This window comes from Sphingomonas sp. IC-56 (assembly GCF_021043375.1).
GTDB lineage: Bacteria > Pseudomonadota > Alphaproteobacteria > Sphingomonadales > Sphingomonadaceae > Sphingomonas.
On the sequence record NZ_JAJNDV010000006.1, the window covers coordinates 221,356 to 234,166 of the forward strand.

The following is a 12,811-nucleotide window of genomic DNA, read 5'->3' on the forward strand; positions in this document are numbered from 1 at the left end:
CATGTGTCTGTCGCTGTGGAAGTAGGGCACAAATGTTTAACTTAGCGTTTGCGCGCGCTTCGGCATTTTACGGGTTCACGGCGCCTGGTGGGACGACCACGCCACCCGAGCCGCCCGGAATGATCGTCGGGGGCGGCGCGCCCGCGCCACCCGGCGACGCGCCGTTGGGGGCCTGGAAGGCATTGCCGACTGCCTGCGCGATGGGGGCATTGCTGACATCGCCGTTGCGGAGCTGTTCGGCGACCTGATCGGCGTTCGGCACCAGCAGCGGCTGGGCCGCGAGCCGGGTCGGATCTCCATCCTCCGAGCCGCCGAGCAGCAGCACTTCCTCCGCCGAGCGGCGGGGCGCGGGCTGAACAATCGCCTCGAGCACTGACGCGCAATCCACGCCTTCCGGCGCCGGGCGCTTGCTACGCGCAGCCTCGTCGCACGCGTCGACCATGGCCTGCGGGATGGCGGCTAGCCGAGGATTGCGGTCACGCGCCGAGAGCTGGCCAGTAGCGGTACGCGACTGATCGGGTCGGGTCACCTGGCGCAGCTGAGGTGATGTACGTTCAGGCGTGACTTGCTGCACAACCGGACGGGTGCCGGCGGCGATTTGCTCAATGCCGGCGGTCGGTGGCGCACTGATCTGCGGCACGTCCTGCGCAATGGCGAGTGCCGAAGCCAGTAGCAGGATCGTCGCCGCACTCATTATCATCACTGCTGCACCCGCGAAAGATTGGCTTGCCCGGCTTGGTTGGTGAAGCTCCGGCTGCTGTCGGTCCGCTGGATGGTCCAGGATTGATTGCCTTGTCCCGCCTGCGACACCGCACTGAATACGCCATCAGAGGTGTACGCGCCAGGATTGTCCTGCAGCACCGTCGCGAAGTTGCTCGATCCCGATTGGCTGATCTCGGAACGGGCGTAGAGCGCGGTTTCGCTCTGTTCGACAAACGCGGTATTGTCGTTGTTACGCTGATAGATGCGCGACTGCTGGCCGAGACCGCGCTGGAGCACGGCGGCGAAGTTGCCGTTGCCGGGTTTTTCCAACGTGCCCTGCTGGATTTCACTGAACTGCGCGGCATTGTCGACATCGCCGTCCTGGTGGACGAACGCCTGGTTGTCGTCACCGGTCTGATGTGTGATCGCGTCGCTGTCGTCCTCCTGCGAGGTCACGGCCCGATTGCCCAGGCCCACCTGCATCAGGATCGCGCGGTTGTTGCGCCCCACCGTGTCGCCATATTCGACCGAGAAGAGCCGCGCATCCTCTGCGCCCTGCTGGATCAGCCCGTCGTTGCCCGACCCGTTCTGCTTGATCTGCGCGACATTGTTTTCGCCAATGGCCTGGAGCGTCGCGACCTCGTTGCCGGCCTGCGGCCCGCGGATGCCGCCCTGCTGGATCGCGGCATTGTTCGGCGTGACGTCGCGCCGAACGACCCGATGAACCTGATTGATGATCGCGGTCTGCCGGTATTCGGGCCGGCCGGACGCCGTGCCGAACGACACTTGGCCCACATAGGCGCGGTTACGCGAATACTGGCCGGGGCGCGCAGCATCGGCCTGCTCGATGTCGATGCGGTTGTCCTCGCCCAACTGGTTGCCGACCGCCCAGCCCGCTGACCCACGCGACTGATTGATCCGAGCGGCGTTGCGGGTACCATCCTGCTCGGCGGCAGCCTTGTTACCGGGCGCGGTGAATTGGAGCTGTGGCACTGCGTCCAGGCCGAGCGTCTCCTCGACAATGGCGCGAGCCTGGAGTCGAAAGCCCTCGCGCGCAACCATGCCCTTTGTAACGTTGCGGCTTGCACTGTCCTGCTTCGCCGGATCGAAGCTGCTGGAACGGCGCATGCCTTGTTCGAGCACACCTTCGTCCACCACCACCGTTGGCTGGTCGACGACGATGATGTCGATGATCGTGGCCGAGCCGTTCGGCCCCTGACCGTCCGGCCGCGCTGTCTGGGCGAACGCAGGCAGGGCCAGGCACGTCGGCAGCGTAGCCGACACCAGGATCGCTGCGATGACAGGCTTCATACGCTCTGCTCCCTTATCGTGCGTGCGCGCAAATCAGCCTGCGCTCAGCGGCCAGCCTGTACCACAACCACCGGCGGCGCCCCGCGGGTCTGATCGATGGCGATGCTGCGGTTGGCGCCGAGCTGCGTAATCGACGCAGTGACGTCGCCACCCTGACGCAGCGCAATCATGTGATCGCTGCCCACCTGAGCGAGCGCGGCAGTGTTGCCGCCGCCATTCTGCTCCAGCAGGATCGAGTTGTTCGTGCCGGTGCCGTTGCGCGCGGCAATCGCGCCGGCATTGTAGCCGAGGAGCGCCGACTCGGCGCTTCCCAGCTGAGTCTGCACCGCCGTGTTGTTGTTCCCGGTCTGACGGGCATAGGCGAAATTGTCGGTGCCGAGTTGAACTTGGCTCAGTTCATTGCGGTTGCCCGACTGGATCGCGGCGGCCGCGTTTCGATTTCCGCCGATCGCCTGCACCGCCTGGTTGCTGTTGCCGTCTTGGGCGATGTGGAAGCCGTTGTTGTTGCCGGCGACTGTTACCACCGCGTCGTTGTTGCGTCCGCGCTGCGACACAAGGCCCGATTCCAGGCGATCGCTGCTGAAGCCGCGGACGCGCAAGCGGCTGTTCGTCGACGACGTCAGCATGCCGCTGTCGCGGCCCTCGATCGTACCGGCGCCGTTGCGGTTGCCGTCGATCCGCACCAGCGCGCTGCTGTCCACGGCGCCGACTTGATCGATCGTCGCGCGATTGTTGTTGCCGACCTGGACAATGCACGCGGCGCTGTTGGCACAATCCGGCGCGGACTGTGCGTGCGTCATCGAAGGTGCAAGGAGAGCGGCTCCGGCGAGCGCTGCGATCCCGGCGATGTGCTTGATGCGCTTCATTGAACTGTCCCGTGACAGAGGAAAACTGTTACCGCCTATGTGCGGCTCGCTTGATACCCAGGCGAAGGAACCGGCTTTGCCGGCCGAGAAAGGTGGGGCGGCCGGAGCCGCCCCACACAGTCAAAGCTTACTGCTTCACGATAGCGACGTTGTTGTTCCCGTTCTGCGAAACCAGCGAGAGCGAGTCGGGAGCGACCGTCTGCTGGACCTGAGCGAAGTTGTCGTTGCCGGTCTGGAACAATTCCGAGACACGGTTGCCATAAGCCGTGCCCGACTGATTAACAAATGCTTCGTTGTTGTTGCCGTTCTGCTTGATGAACGAGTCGGCGCTGCCTAGCTCGACATTCTGATAGTTGGCCGCGAGGTTGCCGTTACCCGTTTGAACGATGTCGCTATCGATACGACCGGCCAGGCCGAGGCCCTGAACGATCACAGCCTGCGAGTTGACTGCGCCGCGCTGGAAGATGGCGGCATCTCCATTGAAGCGTTGCTGAACTGTCGCCTTATTCTCCGAGTTAACGCCGTTGATGGTCAGGCGAACCTGCTCAATGAACGCGTCGTTGCTACCGCCTACGACGATTGCGCCGACGCCTTGAGCGATGTTTGCGCTATTGCCGTTGCCGGTCTGATCGATACGCGCTTCATTATTGAAGCCGCTAGGCGTCGAAGTGAGAGGCCCGAGAACTTGGGTCGTGAAGCCACCCTGCTGGATCGTTGCACGGTTCATAGCAACGGTGCCCGAGCCGTCGCGAGCCTGGTTGATTTGAGCCGTCTGCTCGCTACCGATCTGCTGAACGAAAGCGGCGTTGTGCGTGTTCAGGCTGTTGGCGGTGCCGTTGTCCTGATCGACGTCGGCCACGTTCTCACTGCCGTTCTGCTTGATAACCGACCAGCCGCGCGTGCCGCCCTGCTGATCGACAAAAGCGTCGTTCTCGTTGCCGTCCTGATCGACGACCGACTTGTTGCCGGTTGCGTTCAGGGTAGGGAGGTTGGTGCCGCTGACGCTGTTGATCACAGCGTCAGCGCCGGTGACGGTGGCGGCAGTTGCGGCTTTGTCGCCGTCGTTCACGCTGCTGCGGAACGAGCTGGACACCGGTGCGCTAGCCGTCTTCTTGACGCTAACTTCCGAGACGCTGTCGGGGTTCGCGGTCGGGCCAACTTGGGCTTGAGCAGCGGTTGCAGTGACAGCCAGCGCCGAAGCGCCGATCAGATACTTGATCATTGTAGTTTCCCCTATTTGGTAGGTTGCCCCTGGTATTGAGGGGCTAAGTTTTGGCTGAACCACGTGCGTGCAGCTGGAAACGCAGCCCCTCAGATGTTCCAGGGACTCGGCTGCGATCTGTGGTTGTGCCGGACGGGAGCGACGCGTGCATCGCTCCCGAAGCAGCGGTTACTGACGCACCGTCGAGACGTTGAAGTTGCCGTTCTGCGAGATGTGCGAGACCGATACCGGTGCTGCGGTCTGCTGGACCAGCAGGCTGTTATTATCTCCGATCTGGTATGCCACTGAGGTTCCGTCGGTCAGCGTTCCTGACTGGTTCACGAAAGCCTCGTTGCCGCCGCCGTACTGCTTGATGAACGATTCGGCCGTGCCGAGCGCACCAACTTCCTGATAGGTGTAGGCATAGTTCAGGTAGCCGCCCTGCACGATCTTGCTGTCCAGATCAGAGCCCTTGCCCTGGACGATGTACGCGCCGGACGTGCTCGAACCCTGCTGGTACACGCGAGCGTCGCCATTGGCTTCCTGCTGAATGCCGACGCGGTTGTCGACATTGTGGTTCACCGGGGGGAAGACCTGCTCGACATATGCATAGTTGTTCTGGTTCGTCGCCGACGAGCCGACGCCCTGCGCGATGAAGACGTCGTTGCGGGTGCCCTTCTGATCGACCACTGCGGTGTTGCTCCCGCCGGCATCGCCAACGAACCCGCCCTGCAGCACAGCGGTAGTCAGGTTGGAACCCGACTGATAAACCTTGGCGCTCTGTTTAGTCGCCTGCGCGCCGCCGACCTGCTGGATGAAGGCCGCGTTCATGGTTGAGGCGCCAACCGCACCGGACTTCGCATCTTCCTGATCAATGGCGGCGTTGTTGTAGTCACCGTCCTGCTTTACGACGGCCCAACCCTTCCAGCCGTCCTGCTGGTTCACGTCGGCGTTGTTGTAGTCTCCGTCTTGATCAACAACCGACTTGTTGCCGGTCTCTTTGAGCGCGAGCGACCCGGCTGCGACGGTGCTGATGACCTTCGAGCCAGCGGCGCCTTCCCAGGTGCCGAACGAGTTGGAGGCGTTACGATCCCGTGCGTTGAGGGCAGTACCGAGCGTGGCCTTGCCCGCCTCGGTCACCGGAGTGGTGTTGTTCTCCTTGACCGAGGCTTCGGCAGGATTTGCAGGAAGCGGCGCAACAACCTGGGCGTTGGCTGCCGTAGCGGAAAATGCTAGCGCCGAGGCGCCGAGCAGAAGAGACTTCATCATTGCGTTCTTCTCCGATCACACTGATGCTGGATCAGTGCTTGGTTCGGCGGCGTCAAAGCCGCTGGGGTCGGCGGGCGTGTCCCTCTAGGTTTGGCCACTGAGTGGGGCACGTCCGTCGTTCTGCTCGCCCCTAATTGGGCGAGTTGGTTGACCGCGCGGGCACAAGCGCCGGCGCGGAAGCTGGTTTGGCGGTGCTGGTGGCAGCGCCTGAAGCTGGAACCGGAGCAGCCTGGGGCCGCTGCGGCTTGATCGGCAGGGTAGGCGCAGGCCGTGCGGCGACCTGCTGCACCGGCGCATTCTGCGCGGGCATCGGCGCCATTTGCGACGTGCTCACAGGTACGGCCGGCTTCGGCGTCCCCGAAGCCCGCTTGCTTGCCTGTGCTCGGCGCTTTGCTCCTTTGCCCTTGGGATCATAGGCAGGAAGCGCGCCGCCATGGGGCCCATCATGCTTGGCATAGGTGGCCGCCATGATCCGGCGCTTTTCGTCCGAGTACTTGGCGAGCAGCAATTCGCCGGCGGTCTTGTCGTTGAAGTTCCAAAGCTGGCGCTGGCCGGGCTTGGCGCCTTCCATGACCAGGGCGTACACCGCCTTTTCGATCGCGGCCTGCACGGCGATGGTCGTGGGCTCGTTCGACGATACGCCCGCTTCGAACTCGAGCAGCTCGTCAAACGTCACGAACTTGAAGACGTTCGAGTTGAGCGCCACCGACGCGACAGTCTTGTGAGTCACGACGTTCGACAGGACTTCACCGGTCTTCACGCTGATCGCGCGGAGATACACCGTGACCGTGTTGGTGCGATATTGGGCTGAGCTGCCGATCGCCAGCATGCGGGCGCCGATGCCACCGGTCTCGACATTGGTGTCGTAGCCGATGATGCCGCCTTCCAGCAGGATGCCGGCGAACAGGAGCGAGGGAAGCACGCTGGTGGGCGTCTGCTCCTCGCCCAGATAGCGGCCGCGCATCTCGCGGATGATCTGGCGTTCCTTGAGGATGTTGTCGAGCCGCTCGCGCTCCACCACGGTAAACCAGTTGCCGTTGCCGGCGTCGCGCAGCGCCTGGACGAGCATCGAAGTGGCACCCTGCGTCACCGCACGTGACAGGCTCTGCAGGTTCTCCGAGGGCTTGAGCTGGCCGGTCTGGTCGTTGAAGCCATAGACGGCGATCGCGACCGGAGCGGGCGGTGGCGGCAGATAGATGAGGTCGCGCTGGACCTCCGTGACGCGTGCCAGGGTGGCCGGGCCGCTAAAGGCCTCCGTCATCTTCGGCGCCGTGCAGCCGGTAAGCGCACACGCGCCCACACCCGCCAGAATGGCGTTCTTGAACATACCCATCAGTAATCCCCCCCGAAAGTGCGCTTAGAAGCCGCCGGTCAGTGGCGTCTCAAGCGACCCGGTTTTTCCCGTCAATGGCGTGTCGAACGACGCGCCCGTTCCCGGAGCCGACATGCCGGCGATCAGCGATTCCGCCGACCGGCCAGGCTGCCCCCCCGGCGCCGCGGCGCTAGCGCCACCGGCATTGTTGTTGAAGTTGAGCGTCGGCACCGCGATCGTGGTGACTTCGCCGGTGGTGTTGTCGCGGATCGTCAGTCGGATTTCAGTGAGCGTACGCTCGAACCCGATCGTCTGATCGCCAACGATGAACTCGCCCGACGTGCCTGGTTGCGACCCGGTGATCGCCTCAACCAAGCTCGACGACAGTGCCGAAAGAAGACGGCTCTGGATCTGGCGGGCGAAGAGTTGCGCCTCCGTCAGTTCCTCGGCTGCGGAACCTTCGGTCTTACGTTCGGGACGCTGCGGCGTCGCTGTTCCCAGCAGATAATCCGAGTTGAACGGATTGCCGCCAAATCCAGGATTAACAAAACGCTGCACGATTTCTTGTGCGGAAGCGGCATTGCTCATTCCGAACAACCCGAACCCGACCATGCCGACACGCAAAAAGCGTCGCATCTACTTTCCCCCGTTTACGCGGCCGCCCCCCAAGGCGCCTTTATAACTCAGCGGGCCGACCCGCCGGTTAAATTTCCGTAAACCGATTCGGAGAATTGGGCTATCATCAACATTGATTAAAAGTTGCAAATCGGCACACTTTTACCGCCTAGTATTTCACGACGGCATTACAAAACTCAACCCTTGTTATATTATGGTACATGAGTTTGTTGCGTTAGGATAACGTCTTTAGGCATAGACGCTATCGTGGGGGCACGGCGGTGCTAGACCGCAACTAATAATGAAGTGAGCAGGGGCTGGATGATCGGGGGGGGCGAGTACGAGCAGACATATGGCCGCGCGCTCGAAAGATGGATCGACACCGATCATCTTCCGCGTGCCATCGTGTCGAAGACATGTCGGCTGATATGGGCGAATGCTGCCGCGCGGAATATGCTCGCAGCGCGAACGGGTCTTGTGATCCACAATGGCATGCTCGTCTGTGCCGAGTCGACGAGGACTCCTTTGCTGACGCGGTTCGTCTCCGAGTGTGACGATCACATCCGTGGCTTTTTCCTGGCCGATGAGACCAGCCGGGCGCACATGGTGCTGCGCGGTCGCCTGATCGACGAGGCTGACGGACTCCCTATGGTCGGCCTCATCTTCTACGAAGACTCGGCAGATTTCCTAGGCCGCTACATGGATGTGGGAGTGGCATTCAAGCTGACGGGAACAGAGCATCAGGTGGTGAACCATCTGCTGAGCGGCGATACGGCCGAGGACATCACCCAGAAGCTGAACGTCTCCATGGCGACGACGCGGAGCCATATTCGCAATATTTATCGAAAGCTGAACGTGACCTCGCGAGAGGCGCTCTTCAAGCGGCTGCAGCCTTTTCGGCTGTAAACAAGGACGCGGCCGGCGGCGAACTCATTCGCCGCGCGGTTTCCTCTTAGCCGGGCGGTCACAACGCAGCTGACCGCTCCAAAGGCATTACATCGCCACACGCCTTGTGATCGAAGACGGGGTATATCGTGGACAGGACTCCAGCCCGCCGCTCCGCCACATAAACGAGGAGTGCTGTCGCGGATCGCGTTCGAAAGCGGGCGGGCGCTATCCGCACGAATGGATCAACGAGCCCCCGCCCCCCCGGCCCTGCTTCTGGAACGAACGGCCGTTCACGGAGACCTCTTCCCAGTGGCTGTTCCCGCTTTCCTTCCGCCCAAAAAGAGCTCATGTGGCCTCTCGCCGGATGGACGGCATGCCCCAAAGAGCGTTGGGCTAATTCGGCCGTCTATCTGACCTGATCACCCAGCCCGCCCCTTATTCATCTCATGACCGGCTGCGTTCCCGCAGGTTCGGCAGCAAGACCGGAAGATCGCCGGGCGTCCAGGCTGAGGTCCGGATCATGATCGTCTCGAACAGGTCGGATGCCAGATAGCCGCTGAGCCAGGCTCGAAGGTGGGGTAGAGGCTGCAGGTCGAACCATAGCCGATCCACTGCGGCGAATTGGCGCACGAACGGCACGATCGCCGCATCGGGCAGCCCTCCAACGGGCCCGCAAAGCTGCCCGCCCTTTGCCAGCCGTAGATCGATGTGTCGCAGGAATGCCAATCCCTGTTGGCGGTATTCACGGGGATCAACGGCGTACCGCTCCGGATACTTGTACCGGTCCAACGCGTACTTAAACGCGCCGTCATTCTCTGCGATCAGCGCCGGATCGTCGCGTTTGAGCCACTCTTCGGGGTCGCAGGCCGCCAGCGCCCAGCGCATGATGTCCAGGCTCTCGTCGATCACGACGTCACCCGGCAGGACAAGCACCGGCACCGTCCCCTTGGGCGACGCCGCGAGCATCGCGGCAGGCTTTGCGCGAAGCGTCACCTCGCGCAGTTCGCAGCGTGTGCCGCTGACCGTCAGCGCCAGCCGAGCGCGCATGGCGTAAGGACAGCGGCGAAAGCTGTAGAGGACTGGATCAGCGTGCGGGGCCATCGGCCTCGCCCGTCTGAACCGCGCCGATATGTGCGCGGCCTCGTGCAGCCGCCAGAAGTTCTTGGCGGTGGCGCTCTCGCGCGGACGCGCGTTGTTCCCGCGTGCGCTCGCCGTGACACGCAGCACAACTCACACCTTCTTCGTACAGCGCCGAGGCGCGGTCCTGCTGACCCACCGGCCTCCGGCAGGCATGGCAAAGCGCGTAGCTGCCTTGGACAAGCCCCTGCCCGACCGCGACGCGCTGATCGAACACGAAGCATTCGCCGCGCCACAGGCTTGCGTCTTCAGCCATGGTCTCCAGATACTTCAATATGCCGCCTTGCAGGTGGAATACTTCCGCCACGCCTTCCTGTTTCAGCAACGCGGTCGACTTCTCGCAGCGGATGCCGCCGGTGCAGAACATCGCCACCCTCGGCTGCTTGCCGGTGCCTAACAATCGCTCCCGTTCAGCGCGGAACCATGCCGGGAAGGCCCGGAAGCTGGTGATATTGGGATCGATGGCCCCTTCGAAGGTGCCCAGCGCCACTTCATAGGCGTTGCGCGTGTCGATCAGGATGGTGTCGGGATCGGAGATCAACGCGTTCCAATCGTTCGGTGCGACATAGGTACCGGCACTTGCGCGGGGATCGATACCCGGCTCGCCCATGGTAACGATTTCGTCTTTCAAACGCACCTTCATCCGGTGGAATGGCATCGTAGCCGCGTTCGAGAGCTTCACCTCAAGATCCGCGCAATCGGGGAGCGCCCTAATATATGCCACGACCGCGGCAACGGCATCCGGCGGGCCGGCGATGGTCCCGTTGATGCCTTCGGAAGCGAGCAACAGGATTCCTCGGATCCCCTGCTCCCGGCACACCTGCTCGATTGGCCCGCGCATCGCGCCGCAGTCCGCGAACCGCGTGAAGCGATACAGGGCTGCCACGCTCACAGGCGAATGCGATTGAGGATCGTCCATGGCGACGCGATAGCGCCAGCGCGCGGATAGGTCAGCAGATCTGATGCTCCGCAACCGCACTCGCTGCATGGGGGATTTTACGAATTGCTTTGGTGGATAGCGCCAGGCTCGTGCTCGTGCTCGACACTGCATAGGCTCGTGAAGCTAAAATCTACATTAGTGTTTATTCACACGCGCGTTAGTGAATGTTGACAGGCATGTTGAGCCGCGGCACCTTGCACGTAAGCCGGCACGAGATGATCGGCAGGGATGGAGAGAGAGCATGCGGGCATATCTTCTCGCGTCGGCGTGTGCCGTCGCCGTGGCAGCGAGCGCTTCACCAGCGGTAGCGCAGAGCGAACCGGGCAACACTGTCGAGCAAATCAGCCCTTCAGGGGATCAGGATGCCGACGCGGAGCCTGGTCAGAACGAAGTGGTCGTTACCGCCACTCGGCGCGCGGAGCGCATCCAGGATGTGCCGGTAAGCGTCACGGCCTTTCAGCAGCAGGAACTGACGCAAAAGGGCATCGTCGGCTTTGAAGGGATCGCCCGCGAAACGCCCGGCGTTATCCTCAACCGGCCCACCCAGAACTTCAACAACTTCACCGCGCGCGGCATCGCCACCAACGGCTACAACGCCAACCTGCAAAGCTCGGTCGCGGTGTATATGGACGAGCTGCCGATCTCGACGATCGGCAACACCACCGTGGTCGACCCGAACCTGTTCGACGTGGAGCGGGTCGAGTTCCTGCGCGGGCCGCAGGGCACGCTGTTCGGCTCGGGCTCACTGTCGGGCGCGATGCGCATCCTGACCAAGAGCCCGGACCTCAACAACTTCGACACCTCGGTGCTAGTCGATCTCGCCCTGACGGGCTCGGACAGCTTCCGCCAGCGCTACAACGCCATGCTCAACGTGCCCGTGGTCACCGACAAGCTCGCGATCCGCGCCGTCGGCTTCTACCGCAACGAGGAAGGCTATCTCGACAATGTCGGAACCGGCGTCCACAACTCGAATACGCTGAAGGATTATGGCGGCCGCGCCCTTGCCCTGTGGAAGCCGACCGACCGGCTGTCGATCCGCCTGCTCGGCTCGTACGAGAACAGCGACCCCGCCGATTCCTCGCTCACCAGCCCTTCGCTCGGCCGCGAGAAGCGCGTGTCGGACCAGCCGGACCGCTTCACGGGCAAGCAGACGATCCTCAACGCCACGCTGGAATATCAGGCGGACTTCGCGACGCTGACCAGCTCGTCGACTTATTCGGACTTCGACCAGCGCTTCTGGCTCGACCTGGCCGGCACCTTCCCTGCCGGCGCCTATCCCGGCGCGCCGATCGCCTTCGGCCTGGACGCCAACGCCTATGACAAGGTGTTCGTCCAGGAGACCCGCCTCGCCTCCACGCTCGAGGGCCCGCTCCAGTTCGTCGTCGGCGGCTTCTACCTGCACCGCCGCCGCGACGTGGACTATTTCTACCGCTCGTCCCTTGCCTTCCTCGCGGCGCGCGGCCTCACCGGCCTGCCGGACCAATATTATCAGAAGCAATACACCCATCAGATCAGCGAGGAACTCGCCGGCTTCGGCGAGCTGACCTACCGCTTCTCCGACAAGTTCTGGGTCACTGGGGGCATGCGCTACGGCCGCACCTCGGCCCAAGGCTTCACCGAGGAGGGCGGCTATCTCGCCAGCGCCTTCGGCCAGAACTACTTCACCTATGCGCTGCTCGGCATCCCGGTGAACTTCAACACCTTCACGCCCTATGAGGCGGCCGAGGGGATCAAGGCGTCGGGAAAGAAGCCTTCGTGGAAGGCCAGCGTCAGCTACAAGCCCAGCCAGTCGCTGACCACCTACGCGACCTTCTCCACCGGATTCCGCGCGCCCATCGTAAACGCCTTTGCCGGGCGCCCGAGCCTGACCAATCCCAACGACATCATCATCCCGAGCGGCGCCTCGTCCGACGACCTGAAAAGCTATGAAGTCGGTGCCAAGGGGCGCTTCCTCGACGGCCTGGTGACGATCAACGCCGCGGCGTACCTCATCGACTGGAGCAACATCCAGGCGCAGGCCAATCGCGTCTCGGACTCGGTCCAGTTCGCAACCAACATTGGCGCCGCGCAGAGCAAGGGCTTCGAAGTCGAGATGGGCATCATCCCGGCCAAGGACGTGTTCATCGGCTTCAACGCCGCCTATAACGACGCCAAGATCACCAAGCTGAGCGCTGAGGAAGCGGCGATCTCGGGCGCGGTGCTCGGCCACCGCCTCTCCGCGCCGCGGCTTCAGGGCTCGATGTTCCTGTCCTACGGCTTCGACCTGGGCAAGGACACCAAGGGCACCCTGGCGGTGAACGCGCAATATGTCGGCTCGTACAACAGCTCGTTCCCGAACACGCCGGGCCTGCCGAACGTGCCGCTGTCGACCTTTGGCGAGACGGACGAATATGTGAACACCAACGTCAGCTTCGGCCTGAAGCGCGGCCCAGTTTCGGCGCAGCTTTACGTCGAGAACGTTTTCGACGATCATTCGGTGATCTACATCCACCCCGAAGCGTTCCTGGTCAGCCGCTTCGGCACGCTGCGCCCGCGCACGATCGGCATCCGCCTCGGCTACGGGCTCTGAC

Annotated in this window: 11 protein-coding genes; 2 read left to right on the forward strand and 9 right to left on the reverse strand. The window is 63.0% G+C overall.

The genetic code is table 11. The features are described 5' to 3' along the window. Positions 1-67: 67 nt before the first annotated feature. The 7 genes from LQ953_RS10440 to LQ953_RS10470 all read right to left on the reverse strand — a co-directional run bounded on the left by LQ953_RS10440 (position 68) and on the right by LQ953_RS10470 (position 7,297). On the reverse strand, positions 68-694 hold the full coding sequence (locus LQ953_RS10440) for a hypothetical protein (RefSeq protein ID WP_231030769.1): 627 nt from the start codon (positions 692-694) through the stop codon (positions 68-70). Positions 695-699: 5 nt separating this feature from the next. Next, positions 700-2,013, reverse strand: coding sequence for a hypothetical protein (locus LQ953_RS10445; protein ID WP_231030772.1), 1,314 nt, complete (start codon positions 2,011-2,013; stop codon positions 700-702). A gap of 44 nt (positions 2,014-2,057) precedes the next feature. After that, the gene (locus LQ953_RS10450) at positions 2,058-2,879 is read right to left on the reverse strand and encodes a hypothetical protein (protein ID WP_231030774.1); all 822 of its coding nucleotides are present in this window, start codon (positions 2,877-2,879) and stop codon (positions 2,058-2,060) included. A 127-nt stretch (positions 2,880-3,006) separates the two neighbouring features. Next, positions 3,007-4,101, reverse strand: coding sequence for a hypothetical protein (locus LQ953_RS10455; RefSeq protein WP_231030776.1), 1,095 nt, complete (start codon positions 4,099-4,101; stop codon positions 3,007-3,009). Positions 4,102-4,269: 168 nt separating this feature from the next. Continuing rightward, complete coding sequence (locus LQ953_RS10460; protein WP_231030778.1) at positions 4,270-5,346, reverse strand: hypothetical protein; 1,077 nt, start codon at positions 5,344-5,346, stop codon at positions 4,270-4,272. Positions 5,347-5,479: 133 nt separating this feature from the next. Continuing rightward, on the reverse strand, positions 5,480-6,682 hold the full coding sequence (locus LQ953_RS10465; RefSeq protein ID WP_231030780.1) for a CsgG/HfaB family protein: 1,203 nt from the start codon (positions 6,680-6,682) through the stop codon (positions 5,480-5,482). A 24-nt stretch (positions 6,683-6,706) separates the two neighbouring features. After that, entirely contained in the window at positions 6,707-7,297 is a 591-nt protein-coding gene (locus LQ953_RS10470) for a curli assembly protein CsgF (RefSeq protein WP_231030781.1), read from the reverse strand. 300 nt (positions 7,298-7,597) lie between these two features. On the opposite strand from LQ953_RS10470, the gene LQ953_RS10475 reads away from it, so the two are divergent. Next, on the forward strand, positions 7,598-8,182 hold the full coding sequence (locus tag LQ953_RS10475) for a helix-turn-helix transcriptional regulator (protein WP_231030783.1): 585 nt from the start codon (positions 7,598-7,600) through the stop codon (positions 8,180-8,182). A 426-nt stretch (positions 8,183-8,608) separates the two neighbouring features. On the opposite strand, the gene LQ953_RS10480 is transcribed toward LQ953_RS10475, so the two are convergent. Then, positions 8,609-9,265 carry a glutathione S-transferase gene (locus LQ953_RS10480; RefSeq protein WP_231030785.1) on the reverse strand — a complete coding sequence of 219 codons (657 nt, stop codon included), beginning with the start codon at positions 9,263-9,265 and terminating at the stop codon, positions 8,609-8,611. After that, positions 9,249-10,220, reverse strand: a complete 972-nt coding sequence (gene trhO / locus LQ953_RS10485) for an oxygen-dependent tRNA uridine(34) hydroxylase TrhO (RefSeq protein ID WP_231030860.1) — start codon at positions 10,218-10,220, stop codon at positions 9,249-9,251. Before trhO ends, LQ953_RS10480 begins: the two co-directional genes overlap by 17 nt. A 262-nt stretch (positions 10,221-10,482) precedes the next feature. On the opposite strand from trhO, the gene LQ953_RS10490 reads away from it, so the two are divergent. After that, a complete protein-coding gene (locus tag LQ953_RS10490; RefSeq protein WP_231030787.1) occupies positions 10,483-12,810 on the forward strand; it encodes a TonB-dependent receptor in 2,328 nt (775 codons plus the stop codon). Position 12,811: the final 1 nt, after the last annotated feature.